Source organism: Bradyrhizobium sp. CB82, from assembly GCF_029714405.1.
Taxonomy (GTDB): domain Bacteria; phylum Pseudomonadota; class Alphaproteobacteria; order Rhizobiales; family Xanthobacteraceae; genus Bradyrhizobium.
The window spans coordinates 9219447-9242232 of record NZ_CP121650.1 but is presented as its reverse complement, the minus strand read 5'-3'; the positions used below and the strand labels follow the sequence as shown (position 1 = coordinate 9242232).

General features: G+C 63.0%; 24 protein-coding genes and 1 pseudogene. 20 read left to right on the top strand and 5 right to left on the bottom strand.

Going from position 1 to position 22786, the window contains the following annotated elements; translation table 11 throughout:
- Positions 1–1286 precede the first annotated feature (1286 nt).
- Positions 1287–1553 (bottom strand): 30S ribosomal protein S20, encoded by a 267-nt coding sequence (gene rpsT / locus QA640_RS43745; RefSeq protein ID WP_027527812.1) that lies wholly within the window; start codon positions 1551–1553, stop codon positions 1287–1289.
- A gap of 406 nt (positions 1554–1959) precedes the next feature.
- On the opposite strand from rpsT, the gene QA640_RS43740 reads away from it, so the two are divergent.
- From QA640_RS43740 to QA640_RS48495, 4 genes are all read left to right on the top strand, one after another.
- The gene (locus QA640_RS43740) at positions 1960–2277 is read left to right on the top strand and encodes a hypothetical protein (RefSeq protein ID WP_283038769.1); all 318 of its coding nucleotides are present in this window, start codon (positions 1960–1962) and stop codon (positions 2275–2277) included.
- A gap of 132 nt (positions 2278–2409) precedes the next feature.
- On the top strand, positions 2410–3066 hold the full coding sequence (gene msrA, locus QA640_RS43735; protein WP_283038768.1) for a peptide-methionine (S)-S-oxide reductase MsrA: 657 nt from the start codon (positions 2410–2412) through the stop codon (positions 3064–3066).
- A 143-nt stretch (positions 3067–3209) separates the two neighbouring features.
- Positions 3210–3968: a polysaccharide biosynthesis/export family protein gene (locus QA640_RS43730; RefSeq protein ID WP_283038767.1), complete on the top strand. Its 759-nt coding sequence runs from the start codon at positions 3210–3212 to the stop codon at positions 3966–3968.
- 31 nt (positions 3969–3999) lie between these two features.
- Entirely contained in the window at positions 4000–4209 is a 210-nt protein-coding gene (locus tag QA640_RS48495) for a helix-turn-helix domain-containing protein (protein ID WP_349253684.1), read from the top strand.
- Positions 4210–4227: 18 nt separating this feature from the next.
- On the opposite strand, the gene QA640_RS43720 is transcribed toward QA640_RS48495, so the two are convergent.
- Both QA640_RS43720 and QA640_RS43715 read right to left on the bottom strand, forming a co-directional pair.
- Positions 4228–4899: a dienelactone hydrolase family protein gene (locus QA640_RS43720; protein WP_283038766.1), complete on the bottom strand. Its 672-nt coding sequence runs from the start codon at positions 4897–4899 to the stop codon at positions 4228–4230.
- Between the two features lie 185 nt (positions 4900–5084).
- The gene (locus QA640_RS43715; RefSeq protein ID WP_283043071.1) at positions 5085–5423 is read right to left on the bottom strand and encodes a hypothetical protein; all 339 of its coding nucleotides are present in this window, start codon (positions 5421–5423) and stop codon (positions 5085–5087) included.
- 689 nt (positions 5424–6112) lie between these two features.
- Here QA640_RS43715 and QA640_RS43710 point away from each other — a divergent pair.
- Positions 6113–7207: an HD domain-containing phosphohydrolase gene (locus QA640_RS43710; RefSeq protein WP_283038765.1), complete on the top strand. Its 1095-nt coding sequence runs from the start codon at positions 6113–6115 to the stop codon at positions 7205–7207.
- A 171-nt stretch (positions 7208–7378) separates the two neighbouring features.
- On the opposite strand, the pseudogene QA640_RS43705 reads toward QA640_RS43710, so the two are convergent.
- Positions 7379–7615, bottom strand: a pseudogene (locus QA640_RS43705) (VOC family protein); the annotation flags it as partial.
- 103 nt (positions 7616–7718) lie between these two features.
- Between QA640_RS43705 and QA640_RS43700 the strand changes: the two are divergent.
- The 4 genes from QA640_RS43700 (at position 7719) to QA640_RS43685 (ending at position 10407) form a co-directional block, all read left to right on the top strand.
- Positions 7719–8693 (top strand): tripartite tricarboxylate transporter substrate binding protein, encoded by a 975-nt coding sequence (locus QA640_RS43700; RefSeq protein WP_283038764.1) that lies wholly within the window; start codon positions 7719–7721, stop codon positions 8691–8693.
- 170 nt (positions 8694–8863) lie between these two features.
- Positions 8864–9310 (top strand): metalloregulator ArsR/SmtB family transcription factor, encoded by a 447-nt coding sequence (locus QA640_RS43695; RefSeq protein WP_283038763.1) that lies wholly within the window; start codon positions 8864–8866, stop codon positions 9308–9310.
- Positions 9193–9654 carry an SRPBCC domain-containing protein gene (locus tag QA640_RS43690; RefSeq protein ID WP_283038762.1) on the top strand — a complete coding sequence of 154 codons (462 nt, stop codon included), beginning with the start codon at positions 9193–9195 and terminating at the stop codon, positions 9652–9654. The genes QA640_RS43695 and QA640_RS43690 overlap by 118 nt, the downstream gene beginning before the upstream one ends.
- 15 nt (positions 9655–9669) lie before the next feature.
- Positions 9670–10407 carry a DUF899 domain-containing protein gene (locus QA640_RS43685; RefSeq protein WP_283038761.1) on the top strand — a complete coding sequence of 246 codons (738 nt, stop codon included), beginning with the start codon at positions 9670–9672 and terminating at the stop codon, positions 10405–10407.
- Between the two features lie 114 nt (positions 10408–10521).
- Here QA640_RS43685 and QA640_RS43680 read toward each other — a convergent pair whose 3' ends face one another.
- Positions 10522–11760: a serine protease gene (locus QA640_RS43680; protein ID WP_283038760.1), complete on the bottom strand. Its 1239-nt coding sequence runs from the start codon at positions 11758–11760 to the stop codon at positions 10522–10524.
- 199 nt (positions 11761–11959) lie between these two features.
- On the opposite strand from QA640_RS43680, the gene QA640_RS43675 reads away from it, so the two are divergent.
- The 11 genes from QA640_RS43675 (at position 11960) to QA640_RS43625 (ending at position 22700) form a co-directional block, all read left to right on the top strand.
- On the top strand, positions 11960–12577 hold the full coding sequence (locus QA640_RS43675) for a hypothetical protein (protein WP_283043070.1): 618 nt from the start codon (positions 11960–11962) through the stop codon (positions 12575–12577).
- Positions 12564–12938 carry a transcriptional regulator gene (locus QA640_RS43670; protein ID WP_283038759.1) on the top strand — a complete coding sequence of 125 codons (375 nt, stop codon included), beginning with the start codon at positions 12564–12566 and terminating at the stop codon, positions 12936–12938. The genes QA640_RS43675 and QA640_RS43670 overlap by 14 nt, the downstream gene beginning before the upstream one ends.
- 29 nt (positions 12939–12967) lie before the next feature.
- Positions 12968–13699 (top strand): di-trans,poly-cis-decaprenylcistransferase, encoded by a 732-nt coding sequence (locus QA640_RS43665; protein WP_283038758.1) that lies wholly within the window; start codon positions 12968–12970, stop codon positions 13697–13699.
- A gap of 108 nt (positions 13700–13807) precedes the next feature.
- On the top strand, positions 13808–14215 hold the full coding sequence (locus QA640_RS43660; protein ID WP_283038757.1) for a cyclic nucleotide-binding domain-containing protein: 408 nt from the start codon (positions 13808–13810) through the stop codon (positions 14213–14215).
- A gap of 96 nt (positions 14216–14311) precedes the next feature.
- On the top strand, positions 14312–14998 hold the full coding sequence (locus QA640_RS43655; RefSeq protein ID WP_283038756.1) for a DNA-3-methyladenine glycosylase I: 687 nt from the start codon (positions 14312–14314) through the stop codon (positions 14996–14998).
- Between the two features lie 96 nt (positions 14999–15094).
- Positions 15095–15823: an SDR family oxidoreductase gene (locus QA640_RS43650; RefSeq protein ID WP_283038755.1), complete on the top strand. Its 729-nt coding sequence runs from the start codon at positions 15095–15097 to the stop codon at positions 15821–15823.
- Between the two features lie 372 nt (positions 15824–16195).
- Positions 16196–16489 carry a hypothetical protein gene (locus QA640_RS43645; protein ID WP_283038754.1) on the top strand — a complete coding sequence of 98 codons (294 nt, stop codon included), beginning with the start codon at positions 16196–16198 and terminating at the stop codon, positions 16487–16489.
- A 722-nt stretch (positions 16490–17211) separates the two neighbouring features.
- Positions 17212–18564, top strand: coding sequence for an aminotransferase class V-fold PLP-dependent enzyme (locus QA640_RS43640; RefSeq protein ID WP_283038753.1), 1353 nt, complete (start codon positions 17212–17214; stop codon positions 18562–18564).
- A 182-nt stretch (positions 18565–18746) separates the two neighbouring features.
- Complete coding sequence (locus QA640_RS43635; protein ID WP_283038752.1) at positions 18747–20663, top strand: radical SAM protein; 1917 nt, start codon at positions 18747–18749, stop codon at positions 20661–20663.
- A complete protein-coding gene (locus tag QA640_RS43630; RefSeq protein ID WP_283038751.1) occupies positions 20638–21849 on the top strand; it encodes a methyltransferase domain-containing protein in 1212 nt (403 codons plus the stop codon). Before QA640_RS43635 ends, QA640_RS43630 begins: the two co-directional genes overlap by 26 nt.
- Before the next feature lie 44 nt (positions 21850–21893).
- A complete protein-coding gene (locus QA640_RS43625; protein WP_283038750.1) occupies positions 21894–22700 on the top strand; it encodes a phosphoribosylaminoimidazolesuccinocarboxamide synthase in 807 nt (268 codons plus the stop codon).
- The last annotated feature ends 86 nt before the right edge of the window (positions 22701–22786 follow it).

Genomic DNA, 22786 nt, shown 5'->3' with positions numbered 1-22786 from the left:
CGTTTGAAAACTTTTCTTTGGAGATAAGGTTGCGTTGCGAGTGCCGTCGCAGGTTTCCTGCCACGGCACGACCTCAAGCGAATCCTTCTTGAAGGCACAGATCAGCCATTCGGCGCGAACGCCGCGAAGCAGACCTATGATGTCAAGAATGGTGGTTTCGCGAGGTCAGCGCGTACTCAGCGCGCAAGGACAAGTCGGAGGCTGGTCGGAGGACGAACTCGAAACGGCATCGTCGGAAGAAGAAGAGTGATTCAATACCGCGTTACGTTCGTTCGACATGGTGCCTCCCCGTCCTGCCGTGATTGCTCACGGCAAGGTCCTGCGTGTCGTCGTCTATGAACTTCGCGCAGGAACTCCACAGTCCTGGCGCGAGGTCCGCCCGTCTTTCCTAACTCGCCCCGGGCGGCGCTGCCTTCGCGCTTGTCGGGTGATCTGTCGCTGTCTCTCGGTTGCGCCTGAACGCGAACGAGACACGAATGCCCCGCTTGGAGACATTTAGACAAAGCACTACCGTTCCCATATCACTATGGGTTTCAAACCGACAATCGCTTGGTAAAGCGTCGCCCACGTGCACACCGCCGCCGATTTGCACGCTCGCCCCGTTTCCAAAACCGCGCTGGTCTCAAGATCGTGGGCGCTGCGGACGGCTTTAAGAAATACACGATGCGCAGAGACTCGCAATGAAATTGATTCACAGTTGAGGAGCTGAAATCCTGATCTGCGTTAACGCGCGCGCAGAGTTGTTCACAGGGTCGAGAACCAAGTTTTTGAATCGCCGTGCAGAATCGAAGGCAATGCGCGGCATGTGACAATTCTCCGACGGCGCGCAAAAAAATTTACAAAAGCGTCACGCGAGTGCCGTGTGAGCCAATTTTCCAAATGCTTCCCGTCACTATGTGGATAAGTGATTATCGAGACATCGTTTTTCGAGTCTCGTTTTGCAGGGTAACCCCTGTCGCTGCACAGCTTTCCGTGGAGACCAGGGTGTGCAGAAGGATGTCGAGGCAGGACTTCATTCCGTCGCGCCACAACGTGTTTTTGCAGCTGGGATGAAAGTTTCCAGTGTGACAGAATCGCCAGCAGGTAAAACTACGGAGGTAAAATCGCACGACGAAAGATTTTTCCAAGAGCTCCCATCGAAGGGCTGCTCTCGTCAACGAGCTCCGATCGCGGAGCTCTGAATCGGAAGCTCCGGTTGAGGCGTTCCGATCTCCGTCGCTCGAAGCAACAAAAGAAAAAGCCCGGCGCATGCCGGGCTTCGTCCGCTTACGCGCCGTTCAGTCAGATCACTTGCCGAGCTTGGCGATCTGATGCGTCAGCCGCGACACTTTGCGGCTCGCGTTGTTCTTGTGAATGATGTTGCGCTGTGCGGCGCGCATCAGGGCGGGCTCAGCGTTCGCGAGCGCCTTCAGCGCGGCGGCGCGATCACCGGACTTGATCGCCTCTTCGACGGTGCGGACTGCGCCGCGCATCTGGGTGCGACGCGACTTGTTGACGGCGGTACGACGGGCAATCTTGCGCGTCGCTTTCTTGGCGGAAGTGGTGTTGGCCATAGTCTCAAAAATCCTCTGCGGTGACCGGTCGCTTTTTGCTCGGATTAGCGCCGGCTGCTTGAACCGCGAAATCGACGCTCGGTTTTAGGGTGTTCGGTTGCTAAGGCAGTTCTTTTGCTAAGACAGTTCTTTAGAGTCCGCGCGCCAGCCTTGCGGCTATTGCCTTCCAAGGCTGCCTCACATGGCTCAAAGAACAGCGGCGGCGGGATTGCCCCCGCCGCCAGTTGGCGTCCTTATAGAGGGGGCCTGCGGCACCGTCAACGGCTTCGGGAGGCCCGGAAAGTCAGCCGGAGCGGCCCAGGAACCGCTGTAACGTACTGACGAGGTTGAATTTCCGCTCTCGCCCCGGTATTGGCTGGCGGCGTTTCGCCTCGTCCCGGCCGGATGGGGCATATTTGGGTGTTGCATGATCCGCGGCTTTTTCCGACTGATCGGCCTGTTGCTGCTGGCTGGTGGCTTCATCTTCATGGTCTACGACGGCGCCCGCTGGGTGGCGGACCAGACCCTGCGGTTCACCCGGTTCGGCCAGTTCTGGAACGATATCCATCAGTCCAGCCAGCAGGCGTTCCGGACCTGGGTCGAGGCCAAGGCTCCATGGCTCTGGACCTCGGTGATCCGCCTGGTGCTGGACCAGCCGGTCTTCGCCGTGCTCGGCATTCTCGGAATCCTCCTGATGATCCTGTTCCGGCCGCGGAAACGCCTGATCGGCTATTCGCGGGATTGACCGCCCCTGGAAAGGAGGCGGCGTAACAGGGCTGCCTCTCCAAGCGTAAATGCCTATATTCAACTGGTATCGCGAGCACGTCGCCTGAGCGCCCTGCTTGGGCGACGGACAGCTCGTTTCGGAGATCCGACCATGCTGTTCATGCGCAAGACCACTGCACTCCCGAGCGCAGCCGAGGCGCTGCCGGGCCGTGCGCAGCCCTTACCGACCGCCACCACCCATTTCGTCAACGGCGCGACGCTCAAGCCGCCTTACCCTGCAGGTCTCGAGCAGGCCGTCTTCGGGCTCGGCTGCTTCTGGGGCGCCGAACGCAAATTCTGGGAGCTCGGCGAGGGCGTCTACGTCACCGCGGTCGGCTATGCCGGCGGCCATACGCCCAATCCCACCTATGAAGAGGTCTGCTCGGGCCGCACCGGCCACACCGAGGTGGTGCTGGTCGTGTACGATCCGAAGAAGATCTCTTACGAGCGGCTGTTGAAGGCGTTCTGGGAGAACCACAATCCGACGCAAGGCATGCGCCAGGGCAATGACGTCGGCACGCAATATCGAAGCGCGATCTACACGTTTGGCGATGCGCAGAAGAAGGCGGCCGACGAGTCCAGGGCGCTCTATCAGAAGGCGCTCGCCGCCAAGGGCCTCGGTGCCATCACCACCGAGATCGCGGCCGCCGGCGAGTTCTATTTCGCCGAGGACTACCACCAGCAATATCTCGCCAAGAATCCGGCCGGCTATTGCGGCCTCGGCGGCACCGGCGTGTCCTGTCCGATCGGCGTGGGTGTGAGCGCGTGATCTAGCCGCGCACTCTCAGCTCCCTCTCCCGCTTGCGGGAGAGCGAGCGCGCCGAGACTTTTGGTTGCATCGTCCGCCGCATCGCCTCGAAACGCTTTGTTAACCATAACGGGTGCAACACTGGAGCTATCTCGGTTCAAGGGATGGCTCCGGTGCGGGTTGCGCGCGCGTTTCGATGGTCGATCTTGGCAGCGTCCGCCGCGCTCGTCCTTGGCGGCTGCATGCAAACCGTCGGTCCCGTTGCGGTCGCACAGCCGCGCAGCGATCTCGATTACATGGCCTATGGCCAGCCCGCCGGGCCGCAGCCGGTCGCCGTCGTCGACAATTCCGGTGGCGGCGCCATCAGCGCGCTCCGCAATTCCTTTGCCGCAGCTCCCGGGCCCGTGGCGGTCGGCTATGCCGCGCCGATGCCTGCGCCCATGGCCGTGCCGGTGCGCTACGATGCGTCCTATCATCTCGATGCCGGCGACAAGCTGCGCGTCGTAGTCTACGGCCAGGAAGGTCTCACCAACACCTACGCGATCGATGCCGGCGGCGCGATCACCATGCCGCTGGTCGGCGCGGTGCCGGCGCGCGGTCGCACCACGGCGGGGCTCGCCTCCGAAATCGCCGCGCGCCTGCGCAACGGCTATATCCGGGAACCGTCGGTGGCGGTCGAGATCGAAGCTTATCGTCCCTTCTTCATTCTGGGCGAAGTCGCCGCGCCCGGCCAATATCCTTACGTGCCGAATATGACCGTCGAGAGCGCGGTCGCGATCGCCGGCGGCTTCTCGCCGCGCGCCAAGCGCGACGTGGTCACGGTGACCCGCAGCGATGCCGGTGGCGCAATGCGTGCCGTGGTGCCGCTCGGCACCCCCGTCGGCCCCGGCGATACGGTCTACGTCGGCGAGCGCTGGTTCTAATCTCATCTCGCCCGACGGGCGGCTCGGACGTGTGCCTCTTCACCAGGGCGGGCCGTCGCAGCACGAGACGCCTGACGCGCCGCCATCCCAAGGCAGTGCATCGTTTGCGGAGGTCGAGCGTGCCACCTATGAGGCGGCACTGGCGCGCGCCGGCGGCAATGTTTCGGCCGCCGCGCGTGCGCTGAAGATCAGCCGGGCCCAGCTCGACCACCGGCTGCGAAGGCTGGGCCTGCGCAGCTAACCAACGACGTCTGCGACGTCACGTCAAATGCGCCGCGAAGAACGCCATGCTGCGCGGCCAGGCGACGTCGGCGCTGGCCTTGTCGTAGCTCGCGCGCTCGTCGCAATGGAAGCCGTGCTGGGCGCCGGGATAGATGAACACCTCGACCTCCGGGCGCTTGCTCTTGATGGTCTCGACGTCGGTTAAGGGAATGCCGGCGTCCTTTTCGCCGAAATGCAGTTGCGTCGGCACCTTCGGCTTCTCATCGGCGAAGCGCACGACGGCGCCGCCATAATAGCCGATCGCGGCCGAGAGACCGGCGAGCCGCGCAGCCGCGACATAGGCGATGCTGCCGCCCAGACAGAAGCCGATGATGCCGACCGGGCCGACGGTCGTCACCGCATCGATCGCGGCCTGCGTATCGCGGAGCATCGCCGCCCAGTCGGGGTTGGCGACGAATTTGCGCGCCTCGGCGATCTCGTCGGGGGAATAGCCCGACTGGAAGTTTGGCGCGGTGCGATCGAAGATCGATGGCGCGAGCGCGACATAGCCTTCCCTGGCGAGCCGGTCGCAGACCGAGCGGATATGATGGTTGACCCCGAAGATCTCCTGGATCACCACCACCGCGCCCTTCGGCGCCCCAGTGGGATCGGCGCGATAGGCGCCGAGCTGGAAATTGTCGGAGGCCGTCAGTTTAATGTCGTGTCCCACGAGGTTGTCCTTCGTTGTTGGTTGTGGACTTGTCGTCTGATTCAAGAATCTCGCTCTCTCCCCTCATCCTGAGGAGCTTGCGAAGCAAGCGTCTCGAAGGATGAAGGCCGAGCTGCGAGAGCCGGGCGCTCATGGTTCGAGACGGCGCTTTCGCGCCTCCTCACCATGAGGATTGAGAGTTGCACCTACTCCCACATCCAGTTCTCGCCGTAGTCCTCTTTCCAGCCTGCGAGGCGACCGTGGCGGAATTGCAGGAACAGGCGGTGGCGGTACGGGATCAGCCGGCTGCCGCCGAGATTGCGCAAGGCGAGGTAGATCTCGTTGCCGGGTCGTCCGCGAACATATTGCAGCGGCTGGCCCAGCGCCTGCGCCGCCTGGGCGGCATCCATCCCGAACGCCAGCGGCGTGGTGTTCGACAAGGTCATGACGAAGGGCAGGCGCGGCGGCGCCCATTGCTCGGCTTGCGCCGCGGCCGTCGTCATGCCCAGCGCTATCGTGACAGTCGCCACCATCGTCGGCTTCATCATTCGGGGCCTTTCGCGGACTCCGCAGTGAATGGCAACTCCATCTCCGTCGATCCGTAGCATCGCGCCCACCCCTGTTCGCGTGAGCTCCATCCTAGCGTGGTGGGTTACTCGGAGGAAGCCAACAAACCATGATGGCATTTCATGATGGGATTCATGCGTCACGTGAACTCTGCCGCTTATTCCGTCAGGTGGTTGCGTCAGCGCCCTGTCGCAAACGCACAACATTCGCGCGAAGATGACGTTGGTTTCCATCAGTTCAGAAGCCGTGAAGGCGAACATGAAAGCGTAAGACCGGCCGCAATTTGCAATCGAGACGATCCGCCGGAGGGCAACCTCCGGCGGATTTTTTTGCTTGCGCGTATAGTTGCGTGAGGCGGTGCACCGCGTTCACATATTCGCTGTCATGCCCCGCGAAGGCGGGGCATCCAGTACGCGGCGGCCTCTCCGTATCTTCGCGCTGCCTCTGGAATACTGGATCACCCGCTTTCCGCGGGTGATGACGGCGGTGAGTTTGGCGGCGTCCCCCCATTTCTCGAAAGCCGCGGCAAAATCCCTCAAATTTGAACAATCCCCGCAGGTTCCCGTTCAGTAAGCGCATTAAGGGCCGGAGAACCTGATTGCAGCTAGGATGGTGCAATCGAGCGCAGCGCTCTTGCCAGTTGCTCTCAGTGCCTCTTGGGGAAGCCATGACCGCCTCAACCAAACCCGCCGCCAAACGCAGGCTCCTGCTGGCCTCCGACCGCAGCGACCAGAGCATCGAGCTTGCCGACATCCTGCAGTCGGTCGGAGAGGTCACGACGGTCTCGACCCAGGAAATCCCCGAGCAGCCGGCGCGCGATGTCTCCGGCATCGTCGTCGATATCAACCTGCGCGCGTCCGAGAGCGTGCAGCGGGTGCGCAACAAGCTGCGGGGTGATGCCTATCGTTCGATGCCGCGGCTGTTCGTGCTGGCGGATGCGCTTCACCACGGCACCATGCAGGCTTGGGCGCTGGGCGCCACCGATACGATCTCGCGGCCGCTGCAGCCCGAGGCCATTTTGCAGCGTATCCGCGCCGCGTTTCCGGACACCACCACCTACGACGCCTCTGATCGCGGCAAGACGTTGAACCGCGGCGTCGAGGCGGCACATGCGGTGCTGGCGAAGATGTTCGAGAAGCTGCCGCTCGGCATGCCCCTGACGCTCGACGACGTGGTCGCGGCCGAGAGCAAGATTCTCAAGGCGATCAAGCATTCCTCGCTGCGCGAGTGGCTCACCACCGTCGGCTGCCACCATGTCGGCAGCTACCGGCATTGTCTGTTCGTCACCGGCTTTGCAGTCGCCTTCGCGCAGCATCTCGGCATGCGCGAGGACGACCAGCGCCGCCTGACCCGCGCCGCTCTGCTGCACGATGTCGGCAAGGCCTTCGTGCCAACACAGCTTCTGGACAAGCCCGGCAAGCTCTCCGACGAGGAGATGGATGAGGTCCGCCAGCATCCGCGCCGCGGCTACGAGGCGCTCGCGGCGCAAGGCGGCTTCCCGCCGGAGATGCTTGACGTGGTGCTGCATCACCACGAATTTCTCGATGGCACCGGCTATCCGAACAAGCTCTCCTCGAACCAGATCAGCGACATCGTCCGCCTGACAACCATCGTCGACATCTATGCCGCGCTGGTCGAGAAGCGTGCCTATCGCATGCCCTTTACCCATTCCCGCGCATTTGCGATGCTCGAGAGCATGAGCGGCAAGCTTGACCAGCAGCTCGTGCAGGCCTTCCGCCCGGTCGCACTCGGATCGTTCTGACGAAACATTCTCCGCTGCCGTAGGGTGGGTTAGCGAAGCGTAACCCACCACTTTTCTCGCCCGTGGCGTGGTGGGTTACGCCTTCCGGTGTCGTGTGTTGAGGCAGCTACAATGTAGTCGGCTAATCTTACTGCGTCATAACCCGACCTACGAATTCTACCGGCCGCCGTCCTCTTCGCTGCCGGCGGTCAAATGGTCCGCGGCGAACCGCTCAACCTTGTCGGCATCGCGTGGCCGGACCTTGATCTTCTGGTTGCCGAACTGAAGCGAGGTCCGCGGCGCTTTGCCGCCGCCCGGGTCGAACACCCTCACTTCCATGCCGAGGATTTTGCGGTACCACTCGGCGGTGCGCGCGAGGTCGGCGACCTTGATGACAAGGGGATCGATGGCCTGGACCTTCACGGACATGCCTAATCCTTTCGTCACGATGCAGGGTGCGCACTTCTCGTCGCCGGGCGGCTTTGTTACAACGCGCCGCATTCAAGAACAACAAACTGGGAGAAGACTTCAGATGATCACACGCCGCACTGCGCTCGGCCTGCTCGCCGCCAGTCCGCTTGCAACCGCGCCGCTGCCTAAGGCCTTTGCGGCGGATTATCCGGCCAGGCCGGTGAAATGGGTCGTCGGCTATCCGCCGGGAGGCGCCACCGACATCCTGGCGCGGCTGATCGGCCAGCGGTTGTCGGAAAAGTTCGGCCAGCAATTCGTGATCGAAAACAAGCCCGGTGCCGGCAACAACATCGGGACCGAATCTGTCGTCAATGCCGAGCCAGACGGCTACACGCTGCTGCTGGTCAACCCGGCCAACTACATCAACGCGTCGCTCTACGCCAATCTCAAGTTCAACTTCGTGCGTGACATCGCGCCGGTTGCCTCGTTCCAGCGCGTGCCGAACGTGATGACCGTCAACAAGGACGTGCCGGCAAAGAACGTCGCCGAGTTCATCGAATACGTGAAGGCCAATCCCGGCAAGGTGAACATGGCCTCCTCGGGCAACGGAACCTCGGTGCATCTGTCCGGCGAGATGTTCATGGCGATGACCGGTTGCAAGATGCAGCACGTGCCTTATCGGGGTGCTGCGCCCGCGATTACGGACATGCTCGGCGGCCAGGTGCAGGTGATCTTCGACAACATGCCATCGATCATCCAGCACATCCGCTCCGGCTCGCTTCGGGCGCTCGGCGTCACCACGGCCGATCGCTCCTCGCAACTGCCCGACGTGCAGGCGATCGCGGAAACCGTTCCGAACTACGAGGCGAGCGCGCTGTTCGGCATGGGCGCGCCGAAGCACACTCCGAAGGAGATCATCGCCAAGCTCAACGGCGAGATCAACGCGATCATGAAGGAGCCCGACATGACCAAGCGCCTGGTCGAGCTCGGCGGCGAGCCGCTCGTACAGACGCCGGATGGGTTCGGCGACATGATCAGGGCCGAAACCGACAAGTGGAAGAAGGTCGTCGAGTTCGCCGGCCTGAAGGTCGAGTAGCGATCTCGGCTGGCGCATCACGGCGCTGACGAAGCCCGCCCCGAGGCGGGCCTTTCTTCGTGAGCGATCCAGAACGGGTTTCCAAGCCAGCGCGCGATCACGCACTCGTGCGGAGGATTATGCGTGCGTTCCCGCTTGACGGCGGGCCGCCTCCGCCTATACTAAACCACATGGTTAAGTATCAGGACAACACGCTGGACCGAACCTTTGCGGCGCTGTCCGATCCGACGCGGCGTGCGCTGCTGGCACGGCTCGGCGAGGAGGACAGCCTGTCGGTGAGCGAGCTGGCTGCGCCGTTTTCGATCTCGCTGCCCGCGATCATGAAGCATCTCGAGGTGTTGTCGGATGCCGGCCTGATCGTGCGGGAGAAGAACGGGCGGACCGTCGCCTGCCGACTCACCGCGCAGCCGATGGAGCAGGCGATGAACTGGCTCAATCGCTACGCGCGCTTCTGGTCCGACAATCTCGATCGCCTTGCAGCTTTTGTGGAGGAAGACCCATGGCCATCAACCAGGCAGCCACCCGCGCCGACGAGCGGCCGAGCCTCACCCTCACGCGCCGGCTCCGCGCGAAGCCGGAAAGGGTCTACGCCGCGTGGACGCAGGCCGAGCAGCTAGCGCAGTGGTTCGGTCCGCCGAACATGAAGCCCGCGACGGTGCAGGCCGAACTCGACGTCCGTAGCGGCGGCCGTTACCGGATCAGCTTCACCCGCGACGACGGCGAGTATTTCGAAGCCGGCGGGATCTACCGCGAAGTCGTGCCGAATGAGCGGCTGGTGTTCTCCTGGGCCTGGCACTCGACGCCGGAACGCGAGTCGCTCGTCACCATCTCGTTCAAGCCCGACAACGGCGGCACGCTGATGATCTTCCATCATGCCCAGTTCTTCGACGAAACCGCACGCGACAACCATCAGCGCGGCTGGAGCTCTTTCTTCGACAAGCTCGAGGCCTTCGTCGCCTGATCAACGGAGTTCATCATGCAGCAACATCAGATCGTTTCCCGCCAAGAGTGGATCGCGGCGCGCAAGGTGCATTTGGCGCACGAGAAGGAATTCAGTCAGGCGCGCGAGCGCCTCGCGCAGGAGCGTCGCCGGCTGCCCTGGGTCAAGCTCGACAAGACCTATGTGTTCGACGGACCGGCCGGGAAGGTTACGTTCGCCGATCTATTCAGGGGACGTCCGCAGCTCGTCGTTCAGCACGTGATGTTCGCGCCCGACTGGGAGGCGGCTTGCAAGAGCTGCTCGTTCTGGGCCGACGGTTTTGAGCGCATGGTGCCGCATCTGGCCGCGCGCGACACCACCATGGTCGCGATCTCGCTCGCACCGGTCGCAAAGCTCGAGGCGTTCAAGAAACGCATGGGCTGGACGTTCGATTGGGTCTCCTCGGGCGGCAATGACTTCAACCGTGACTTTGGCGTGACGTTCACGCGCGAGGAGATCGACAAGGGCGAGCCGAAATACAATTTCGGCACCACGCCGTTCTACGGTCCCGAGCTGCCCGGCATCAGCGTGTTCTTCCGTGACGAGTCGGGGGCCGTCTTCCATACTTACTCGTGCTATGCCCGCGGGCTCGACATGATGAATGCGGCCTACCAGTATCTCGATCTGACCCCGCTCGGCCGTCACGAGGAAGGTCTGCCCTATCCGATGGACTGGGTGCGCCTGCGCGACCAGTACCAGCCCGACGCGACGAAGGCGGGGTGTTGCCATAACTGAGCGATCTGGCCGGTCGCGCCAAAAGGAGCGAAGCGAAATCCGGGGTTCTCTCCCAGTGGCGCCAATCCCGGATTACGCTGCGCTCTATCCGGGCTAGAGCATTGTGCGCCCGCCTTATCGCTTCGCGTCGGCCTCTTCGGTTCCGGTGCACGTGATCAACATGGTGTAGGCGCGGGCGTTGCCGGCGATGTCGGTGGTCTTGAGTTCGCCTTTCGGCTCGGCGGTCTGATAGGGCACCACGGAATTGTCGAGGAAGTCGCGCAGCGCGCCGGTCTTGATCGCGAAGTTGATGTTCTCAGGGATGGTCCCGGTCGCCTTGATCACCGTCCTGGCATCGAGCTTCGCCACGACGACGCCGACCAGCTGACCGGACGTGTCGAACAGCGGGCCGCCGCTGTTGCCCGGCTGGACGGCCGCGCTGATCTGGAGGTGACGGGTGTCGTTGAGAATGCCGCTGAGAGAGCTCACGATCCCCGTCGTGACCGTGAAGTCGGAGGTCAAAAGGCCATGATAGGGAAAGCCGATCGCCACGACGGAATCGCCGGAACGGATTGAACGATCGCGGATTCTCGCAAAATCCTTGAACGTCGCCGTCGCGGGCGCCTGGAGCAGCGCCAAATCGTTGGTCGCATCACGCGACACCACGCGCAGCACCATCTGCGCTTCGCCAGTGAGGTTGCCCTTGATGTCCCCGACGCAACCGTCGATGACATGATGGTTGGTGACGATGTGCCCGCTGCCACTGACCACGAAGCCCGTGCCGCTGTAGGTTCCGGTCTTGCCGGGCTTGCCGCTGGGCGGTGTCGGCTTCTCGCCCGCTGCCGGCTTCGCCGCGACCTTGCTGAAATCGCCGGCCTTGCTGAGCCCGTCGGCCTTGATCTTGGTGACGCAGTTGGCCAGCGCTGCGATCACGGGCCCGCTTGACGTCAACTGGAATTGCAGGACGGTGCGACCTGCCGTTGCGACCATCAGGCTCGCCTTCTGAAACGAACGAACGACATTCGGCGGCATGATCGCGGTGAGCATGTCGGATTGATTGGCCGTGGCAAACACGCGCGCTTGCTCCTGGCCGTCGAAGGTTACGTCGATCGCTGCGTTCTCGCCCTTGTTGAATTTGTAGCCGGGACTGGCGAAGCTCAGCAGCCACGAGCCCGCCGCATTCTGGGCGACGACCAGAATGACGCCGTTGGCATAGGGCGCCGTTGCTGCGCAATGCGAGAACGCGCCGGACTCATCATTGCTGAACGCGCCGCCGATCCAGTTGCCGATCTTGATTGAGCCGAACGGTCCCGCGGCATTGGCAACCCCGACAAGAACAACCTGCAAGACGCACGCAACTGCCCACTTCAACATCGCAAAAGCCCCCGGGACGATTCCAGTGCCCGCATCTTACCCGCCCGGTCCGGCCGAGTGCAACCGGCAGTTGTCCGGCGCAAGCCGTCGCCCAACGGCCGCCCTTGCTTTTACTTTGCGGCGCGGTATACTTTGCATCACAAAGTAAGCGGCGTCGCCCCGAACGGGGGCGACGGTGGAACGAGGTTCGACGTTGCAGATGCGCGATCTCGACAAGGCGCTGGCGGATATTGTTGCGATCCGCAGCCAGATCGCAACCGGTACCGCCTTTCGCGGCTATGGCCCCGCGACGATGGCCGCAACCGGCGCGCTCGCGCTTATCACCGCCTTCCTGCAATATCTTTTCATCGACGACCCGACCACTAATCCGCTCGTATTCTTCCTCGGCTGGGGTCTGGCGGCGGCGCTCGCGGGCTCCATGATCTGGATCGAGATGCGCGCGCGCTCGCGCCGCCATCACTCCGGTCTTGCCGACGCCATGATCCATCAGGCGATCGAGCAGTTCTTGCCGGCCGGCGCCGCCGGTGTGCTGCTCGCGGTGGTGCTGTGGAAGTTTTCTGCCGAGACGCTCTGGTTGTTGCCGGGCCTGTGGCAAGTCCTGGTGTCGCTCGGCATTTTCGCTTCCATCCGTTCGCTGCCACGCAGCGTAGCGCTGGCGGGCGCCTGGTATTTCGTGTCGGGCTTTGCCGTCGCCGTGCTGGCGAGCCAGACTCACACGCTTTCGCCCTGGACCATGGGCCTGCCCTTCGTGATCGGGCAGTCGGTGATGGCTGTCATTCTCTATGTTGCGTCCGGAGACCTTGATGTCGAAGATTGAAAGCGCGCCCTTCTCCTATGAAGGGCTCGATCGCGTCATCCACGAGAAGGCGAGGCTCGGCCTGCTGACCTCGCTGATGGCGCATCCGAAGGGACTTGCCTTCGCCGATCTCAAACAGCTTTGCGGCCTGACCGACGGCAATCTCAGCCGGCATCTCGCCGTGTTGCAGGAGGCCGGCCTCGTCGACGTGACCAAGGGTTACGAAGGCAACCGTCCTCATACCACCTGCCGGCTGACCAAGGCCGGCCGGCGCCGCTTCCTCGATTATCTCACCGTGCTCGAACGTCTGGTGCGCGATGCCGCCAAGGCCGCCGGCCGCGAGGCCCCGCCGCTCGGCCGCCTCGGCATCATCTCGACCTGATCAGCCCTTTTTTGACCGGAGACTTTGCGATGCAAAGTGACGTCACGCTAGCCAACGAAATGCTTCACGTCGGCATCATCATGGACGGCAACGGAAGGTGGGCGACACGGCGCGGCCTGTCGCGCGTCCGCGGCCACGAGGCCGGCGTCGAGACGATCAGGCGCATCGTCGAAGCCGCACCCAAGCAAGGCATCGGCACGCTGACGCTCTATGCGTTCTCGACCGACAATTGGCGCCGGCCCAGGGCCGAGGTTGCAGCCCTGATGACGCTGCTCCGCTTCTATCTCGCCAACGAGGTGCAGAGCCTGGTCAAGAACGGCGTGCGGCTTTCCGTGATCGGTCGCCGCGACCGCCTGCCCGAGGGCATTGCCGCGGCGATTGCCGGCGCTGAGCGCGCGACCGCCCAAGGCAAAGTGCTGCATCTGCGCATTGCCGTCGACTATTCGGCGCGCGACGCCATCCTCAACGCCGCCGCGAAAGCGGCCGCGCTGACGAGCCTCACCCGCGAGGCCTTCTCGCAGCTCGTCACCGGCGAGGTCGGTTTGCGCGACGTCGATCTCATCATCCGCACCTCGGGCGAAAAGCGGCTGTCAGACTTCCTGTTGTGGGAGGGCGCCTATGCCGAGCTGCATTTCACCGAGCGGATGTGGCCCGAGTTTGATAGCTCCGATCTCGCCGAGGCGCTCGCCTCGTTCCACCGCCGCGAGCGCCGTTTCGGCGGCCTGCAGTCCCTGCCGCTGGAGCCCGCGCCGAGCCTGTGATGCACTGCGGTATGGTGCTGATGCCGAAGAGTTGAGCAAGCTCGCCGTTTTTATCCCTTCGACGCCGGCTGCGTCGGTGCCTAGTCTGACGCGGACGAGGATATCAACATGCGCACTGTGCTGGACTATTGCAGTGGTGGAACGCAGCAGCGAGTCGCAGCCGGGACGCTGATCCTCTCCGAGGGCGGCGCCTCGGGGCACCTCTACGTGCTGATGGAGGGCAAGCTCGAGGTGATCAAGGGCGGCACCGTGGTTGCGACCATCACTGAGCCCGGCGCCGTGTTCGGCGAGATGTCTGTACTGCTCCAACAGCCGCATACCGCGACCGTACGTGCCTGCGCCGATTCCGTCATCTACGAGTTCGACGATGCCGCCTCGTTCCTCATTCAGAAGCCCGAGGTCGCGCTGCTGCTCGCGCGCCTACTGGCGCAGCGGCTCAATGTCGCCAACGCCAGTCTCGCCGATCTCAAGCGCCAATATGCCGGGCAAGGCAACCATCTTGCGGCGCGGCACTGACGAGCCAGTCGAGCTGCGGTAGCTGTCCGGTATCGCAGGGCTGGATCTTCCCGGTGAAGTCTGATGACGTAACGCGGCCTCATGGCAGGTGATCGAATGACCTCGTTCAAAACCATTCGCGCCCGCGCCGAGAAGCGCAAGGGCGGGCCCAAGCAGTTGGAGAAGCTGCTGCCGGCGAAGCCTGATGCAAAGGCGCTGGCAAAACTGCCTGATGATCGCATCCTCGCGGAGATGACCAAGCGGGTGTTTTGCGCCGGCTTTGCCTGGAGCGTGATCGATTCGAAATGGGACGGCTTTGAACGGGCTTTTCTGCGCTTCCAGCCGGCCAAGCTGAGCTTTCAGCCCGAGGACTACTGGGAAGGCCTGATGCGCGACCCCAGCATCGTGCGCAACGGCGCAAAGATCCTGTCGGTGCGCGAGAACGCGGCCTTCGTGCAGGATATCTCAAAGGAGCACGGCAGCTTCGGCAAGTTCCTGGCGGAATGGCCATCCTCGGACGAGGTCGGCCTGCTCGATCTCCTCACCAAGCGCGGCAGCAGGCTTGGGGGCAACACTGGCCAGATGCTGCTGCGCTTCGTCGGCTGGGACGGTTTCGTCACCTCCAGGGACGTCGTCGCGTGCCTGCGCGATACCGGCCTCGACATCGCCGAGGAGGTGAAGTCGAAGGCCGATCTCGCCAAGGTGCAGGCGCAGTTCAATGCCTGGGCCACGGAAACGGGCCTGCCCTACGCGCACCTGTCGCGCATCTGCGCGCTGTCGGTCGGGGAAAGTCGCGGCGAGTGACGGCCGCCGCGCGAAAGCCCTAAGCAGCCTGGCCGCCTCGAGAAGAATAGAAAAGAACGTTCCAATATTGGAGCAATGAAGAGAGGGAGGAAGGCCATGGCAGGAGATCTGGAGGGGAAGGTTGCCGTCGTGACGGGGGCTGCGTCGGGCATCGGATTGGCGAGCACCGAGGTAATGCTGGCCGCAGGTGCGCGCGTGGTGATGGTCGATCGCGACGCCGCCGCGCTGAAGGCGATCTGCAACAGGCTCGGCGACGCCGCGACCCCGCTCGTCATCGACCTGCTCGATGCCGCCGACTGCGCCACCCTGCTGCCGCGCGTCCTGGAGAAGACCGGTCAGCTCGACATCCTGCACGCCAATGCCGGCACATATGTTGGCGGCGACCTCGTCGATGCCGACAGCAGGGTGATCGACCGGATGCTGAATCTGAACGTCAACGTCGTGATGAAGAACGTTCACGACGTGCTCCCCCACATGATCGAGCGCCGGACTGGTGACATCATCGTCACGAGCTCGCTGGCGGCTCATTTTCCGACGCCCTGGGAGCCGGTCTATGCGTCGTCCAAATGGGCGATCAACTGCTTCGTGCAGACGGTGCGGCGCCAGGTGTTCAAGCACGGCATCCGCATCGGGTCGATTTCGCCAGGTCCCGTCATCACCGCGCTGCTCACGGACTGGCCGGCCGAGAAGCTGCAGGAGGCGAGGGACTCCGGAAGCCTGCTCGAGGCCAGTGAAGTTGCTGATGTGGTGATGTTCATGCTGACGCGGCCACGTGGCATGACCATCCGCGACGTGGTCATGCTGCCGACCAATTTCGATCTCTGAAGCGAGATGAGATTGGTGTGAATCGTCATCGCGCTTCAGGTTGCTGTTTGAGCATGATCTCCGCGCAAACGCGTTCCGCGTTTGTCGCGAGCGAAAACCGCGGCGCACTTTGCGCTGACGCGGCGCTTGCGGTCCGCATCGTGCTCTAGCGTGTTGTGGCTATCCCGCGGCGGATCGTCCCAATCGTGCACATGGCACGGCAATCTCGTGCCATTAGCGCGACGAAAGCAGCTGCCGACTCCTTGGAACGCATCGTGCAGGAACATTTGCCCGCGCGCTTTGTTCGGGACTCTGAGCCGGGCGGACAGGCCTATGGGCCGAGGCCCGCCATGGACAAGCCGAAAACTGTATCAGCGCGAAATGGAGCGGCTCATGAAGCTGAATGCCATCCAGATCAAGGAGACCATGAAACAGTTGGGCGCCCAGGTGCTTCCAGATGGACACCCGGCCGTGCCTCAACTCAACAGCCTGTTCGGAGACCACACGTTCTTCGTTGACGAGAGCGGACTGAAGGTTTTGGAGCCCGCCGACTCACCCGAAATGGCGAGCCGGACCGGTGAAGTCATAAGTCTCGCCGACTGGAGCGATCCGGAACTGACGAGCCTTCGGGCGCACGAGCCGGAGCCCACCGGCGTGATCGTGGTGCTCGAACCGAGCAAGCACTGAGCGAGGCTTTGGGCGGCTCGATGGTGTTTCGGCCAGCCTGCCGGCGCGCCACTGCCGATGAAGATGGGCACTAATGTTTCGCCGTGGCGCTATGATGCAGGGGCCGCCGACGCGATCCGGATGATCAACGGACTGCGATCTTGCAGCTGCGCCTCATGGGCGAATGCCTGCCCGGTTTCACAGCTGTCCGCTCACCCGTCGATTGTGGCTATTTCGATCAGTCCTGGGAGCTGCGCCGGATCCGGAATGGCAATCGATCCGGCTTGCCGGGAATTGACGCGGCTGATGGCATTGCGGATGTTGCCAGCAGGGCTGCTGCCTGCCCGCGGCAAGGGAAAACTCCCACCTGCTCGATCTGAGTGCGCGTGTTCAACCACCTTCTTTCAGCCTGATTCAGCGGGTCGGGCGCTATGACGCTATGAAAGGAGGTCGCCATGACGACGTCGAAGTCCCTTCCTGCACGTCCCTCACTGGAATCACTGCCCGCCTGGGGCACGGCCTCCTCGCCATCCCGCAATCGCGCCGATCCGGCGCTGCCGCAAGCGCGCTCGCTACAAAAGAACACACGCGCTCGCACGTCCGCTGCCCGAGCCGGGTAACCAGGCGCCATATTCAACAAATAGGGAGAATTTTTCGTCTCTGACAATTACAGGTTGACTCGCGATCCAAACAATCTAGAGTTGATTTGCCAAGCAGATACCTCTCGCGAATAGGCGAAGGTAATGTCGATCCGCAGCCATCTGGAACAGCTTCAGCGTTCGCGCCGCGCACTGGGTGGCACCAGCGATGCCGCGCCCGGCCAGGACAAGCCTTCCATTCGGCCGCTGGGATCTTTCCCGCCGGAGGAAGTCGACTGGCAGTCCGTCCGTGCACATTTCGTCTTACCGCCCGGCATGATCTACATGAATTCGGGATCGGAAGGGTCGATGCCGCGTCCGATACTCGATCGCTATGCGAGCGACAATCTGACTTGGGCTCAGAATCCCAGCTATTGCTTCTTCGACAGCCCCCGGTTCGGGGAAAATCAACAACTCAACCGCGCCGCCATCGCGAAGTTCGTTGGCGCCGCTCCACTTGAAATCGTCCTGACCAACAACACCACAATGGGACTAGCCATGGCGCTGCTCGGGCTGCCATTGGCTGAAGGAGATGAGATCCTGACGACCGACCAGGAGCACTGGTCGCTGCTGGCGCCCCTCACACTCCTGCAGAAGCGCTGGAACGTCATCTTCAGGCAGCTCCCGGTGCCGACACCTTTGAATAACGCCGAGAGCGTCGTTGAGCTCTTCCGTAACGCCGTCACCCCGCGAACCAAGGTCATCGCGCTGTCCCACATCACCTGGACTACGGGCACCCGATTTCCGGTCGAGCAGGTCTGCGCGTTCGCCAGGAGCCGCGGGATCCTGACAGTCATCGACGGCGCGCATGCGCTTGGCACGCTCGCGCTCAACCTTTCGGCGATCGGCTGCGATTTCTACGCCTGCTCGGGGCACAAATGGCTGAACGGTCCTCCCGGCACGGGCGTGCTTTATGTGCGCGATGCCGTCCTGAACCCGACGAAGCTGTGGCCGATCCTGACGGAATACACCCCCGTCCTGGGTCAGTATCCGATCAGCACGGATCTTCAGATCCGCGGCTGCAACAACACCCCGGGGTTTGCTGCCATGGTGGAAGCAGCGAAGTTCGACGCTGATATCGGCCGCGAAGCGATCGAGCAGCACATTCTGGCAATGAATACCTACGCCAAGCGCCGGATCGTGGAGACCTGGGGAGAGACGGCCTTGTTCAGTCCCGCCGCCGAGCACCCTGAGTTGAGCTCGGGAATGGCGAGCTTCGTCCCGTCGGTCAATCCCGCGGCCGGGCTGGATTCGAATTTCATCAACGCCGTGGTCAGCGCCTTGTGGAGCAAGGATCGCATCTACGTGCGCAGCACCCAGTTTCCGGCTCCTCCCGGAATGTCCGGCTCGACGCTGTATGCAATTCGCGCGTCGACCAACATCTTCAACGATATGTCAGAGATCGACACCTTCATCGACGCGACCCGCACCATCGCCGCTTCGCTGGCGCCGGGTTAACCCTCCAAGGGAGGCAGTAGCATGCCATCCAACACCCCAAAAGATGATGCCAAGGCGAGCAGGGAAGCGGCCACAGGCGAAGCTGCGAAGAGCGCAGCCGAGACGCCGCCAGTTCAACCGCGGGATGCACCCGCAAGCAGCCAACCGACGAAGGAAGGGGAAGTGAACATGATGCACTCTGCGTGTGCTATGCCCACCGGTTCGGCCTGCGCAATGCCGATGTCGGCTTGCGCGATGCCCTCGGCCTGCGCACCGCCGATGTCCGCCTGCGCGATGCCCTCGGCCTGCGCACCGCCGATGTCCGCCTGCGCGATGCCTTCGGCCTGCGCACCGCCGATGTCCGCCTGCGCGGTGCCCTCGGCCTGCGCACCGCCGATGTCCGCCTGCGCGATGCCTTCGGCCTGCGCACCGCCGATGTCCGCCTGCGCGATGCCTTCGGCCTGCGCAATGCCGATGTCGGCTTGCGCGATGCCCTCGGCCTGCGCACCGCCGATGTCCGCCTGCGCGATGCCCTCGGCCTGCGCACCGCCGATGTCCGCCTGCGCGATGCCTTCGGCCTGCGCACCGCCGATGTCCGCCTGCGCGATGCCCTCAGCCTGCGCACCGCCTGCGCCGCAGCAGTCGATGTGGACGCGCGCGACCTATTGAACCGACCAAGCCCTGGAGCAAAAGAGATGGTCAGCCTGCGAACAATGTGGCTTGGCGATTCCGAATGCGTTCTGTTCAATTCCAAGCACAAGCGCATCTCCAACAGATGCCCGGCCGTGGTCGGCCGGGTTGCCCAGCGGGTCGAGCGGGGCGCCAATCTGTACGCCGCGATGCGCGAGGAGGCGGTGCCGCTGGCTGACCGGCCGCGCATCTTCGAGATCGTCAGATTTGTGATGGGAGACGTTCAGGACGAGGCGCCGGCGACTTTTCCGGAAGGCAAGTTCCACAATGTGCTGGTGCTGTGCCCGTCCTCACACTGCAACCTCAAATGCGGCTATTGCACCGGCATCACCGCGGAGGGACCAGGAGGGGTCGAGGGATGGATGACCCCGGAAATAGCCGTCGATGCCGTCGATTTCTATTTCGCCAACGCGGCCCCCTACCCGAGCTACACGTTGCAGTTCCATGGCGCGGGCGAGCCGTTGGTCAACTTCAAGGCAGTCAAGACCGCCGTCGAACACGCGCGAGCGGTTGCGAGCAAGCGGGGTGCCCAGCTGTTCTGCCGCGTATCGACGAACGGCGTCTATTCCCGCGAACGTGCCGAATGGGTAGCGGAAAACTTCGACCACATCAGCCTCTCCCTGGACGGGCCGCCTGAGATTCACAATCACCAGCGCCCGCGACAAAACGGCGGCGCGACGTTCGACAACACGATGCGGAGCCTCGAGATTTTCCAGGCGGCCGGGAAGCTCAAGCGGATGAACGTGGTGATCACGCCATTCAGCGTCGATCAGATGCACGAGATCGTGCATTTCCTCGGTGGAATCGGCGGCCTCACCCAGGTGCGCCTCTTGCCCATGGCCTATGTTACGGCCTGCTCGATGAACAACATGGACCCACTCAACCGCGAGCACTATGACCGGCTGTTTTCGGAAGCGGTGCCGATCGCCCAGACCTATGGCATGGAGATGATCGGGGTGACCGATGAGGTCGATTATTTCACCGATCTGTATTGCGGCGCCTGCGGACTCAATATGGTGGTCGGGCCGAACGGAAACGTCAGCACCTGCGTGGAAGTGCTGAACGAGCACAATGGTGTGCCGGAATTGCTGATCGGCAGCTACGACCGCGCGACAAGGAGCTTCAATCTCGACTGGGATCAGGTGGCGCGCCTGCGCACGCGCACACACGAGAATACGAACGAAAGCTGCAAGAGCTGCTCGTTCCGGACCAACTGCTCCAGCAGCTGTCTGGTTCGCGCCGCCCGTCACAACGGCACGGTCTTCTCGAAGGATCCCGAGAGCTGCGCCCAGACCTACCGCGAGCTCACGCACATTCTGTCGACGCTGGCGGACGGGAAGAGTTATGCCAACAAATATGGCGTAACCGATCTGGCTCCGACTGTCGGCGCGGGGGAGCGCGGAAATGAACTTTCGTCCGCACAATCCTGACGGCAATCTCGCGACGGGAACGCGCTTCGCCGACATGGTGGAGCTCACTCGCCAGGTGATTGCTGCGTTCGACCGGGTGCAGCGTCGTCCTTGGTCCGTCGAGGTCGCGGCGCTCGAGTTGAGCAAGCAGGTGGGTGATCTCGCGCGCCGAATTCTGACATTTGAACGCTACTACCTTCCGGACCGCGACCATCATCCGGCCTACGCGACCGACAAGGACGACGTTGCGAACGAACTCGCGGACATCCTGCATTGGCTAATTCGGCTGTCCCTGCACTACGGAATTGACCTTGAGCGTGCACATTACCAAGCGCGTTCCGCAGAGCTGGGCTATGCCGGCCACGCCTTGTCCCAGCTCGGGGCCGTCCACGCCGATCCGGCAACGCCAGGAGTTCTCAACATGGAGCCAGCGCCGACCGCTTTCCCGCCTACCTGCAGCGTCTCGGCACAATCCGTTGTCACCCATTACGACAAGCTGCTGTGCAAGTACTACGACTGGATGCTCGGCGGCTTCGACCAGGCGGCCGATGCATCGGCCAGGCTCTTTACCGAGTTGAAGATCATCGGCGCCGACGGCGCCACCGCGCTCGATCTCGGAGCCGGAACCGGAGTCCAGTCGGTGCCGCTCGCCACGGCCGGATTTTCGGTGACCGCGGTCGATCTAAGCGCATGCCTGCTGGCCGAGTTGGAGAAGCATGCCAAGGACCTGCCGGTGCAACCGGTCCAGGGCGACATGCTCAATCCGGCAACCTACGCCAAGGCCGCGCCGTTCGACATCGTCGTGTGCATGGGCGACACGCTCACGCATCTGGGCAACGAGCAGGAGGTGTACCGGCTGTTTGCCAACGTGATGTCGGTCCTGAAGTCCGGCGGGCCACTTATCCTATCCTGGCGCGACATGAGCGGGCCGGTCAGCCCGACGGGTGCGCCCCAGGCTTATCCCGTTCGGCTCGATCAGGACCGACTGTTCACGACCGTCATTGCCGAGGCGGGCCCGTATTTCGTGTCTTCGACCGACATCATCACGGTGCGCGGCGAGAAGGACTGGGAATTTGGGCAGGACAGCTACTACAAGATCCGCCTCGGCCAAATGCGCTGCGTTCAGATGCTGCTGGCCTGCGGTTTCTGGATCCAGACGGTGTTCAAGAGTGAACCCTTGACCTATGTGGTCGCAAGGCGCGGCTAGAGCGGGATCGGAACGGCGGAAACCGGTGTGGTGGAGACGGCGACATGGCGCGAGAAAACTTGGCAGCCCTGACTCTGACAGCTCCGGAATTCGGCCCGATTGCGTCCGCGGGACTTGCGGCGGACGCAAGCGCGCGGTTCGACGCTCTCCCTCTGGTCCAGGAGGGCGAGTCCAAGATTCTGCGTGAACTCGCGCCGGGCCTTGTCGCTATCAAGTTCAAGCCGACGATCTATTCGATGAGCGCCAATCGGTATGAATCGGTCGAGGGGACCGAGGCGCTGCGACTGTCCGCCAGCGCCATCCTGTGGCAAGTGCTGCGCGATGCGGGTCTCAGCATCGGAGTGCTCGACGTCGCCCATGACTGTTACGTCGCCCCCTATGTCGACGCGCCTCCGGTCGAAACCATCGTCAAGGCAGCCCTTGTCGGCACGCCTGTCCACCTCTACCACGGCATCACCGAGCATCGGACTCGCGACGGCCTGCCACTCCGGATCGGAGCACAACATCCGGCCTATGTGCGTTTCGATTGGCGAAATCCGCTGCCCCACAAGGACGAGTGCATGCCGCTCTGGCTGGCGAACCGGTTCATCGACATCGAGGCCGCCACGGAAACCGCGCTCGCCGCCTTCGGGGCGTTGCGCTCATTCCTCTCCAAGCGCCGGATCGAAATCCTGGATATCTGCTTCTTCATCGACGCCAGCGGACGCACCATTTTCGGAGAAGTCTCTCCCGACTGCATGCGTTGCAAATATTTGGGCAGCGACCTTGACAAGGATCTGTGGCGAAAGGGCCGCTCCCGGGCCGAAGTAAGCGACGGCTGGCGGCAATTTCTGGACCTGATCGCCGCATAGAGCGGCGGTCGGCGTGCCGCATTTTCCGATCATGCCATGCATCCACAGAGCATCATCATCGATGGCCATGCCGGCTCCGGCAAGAC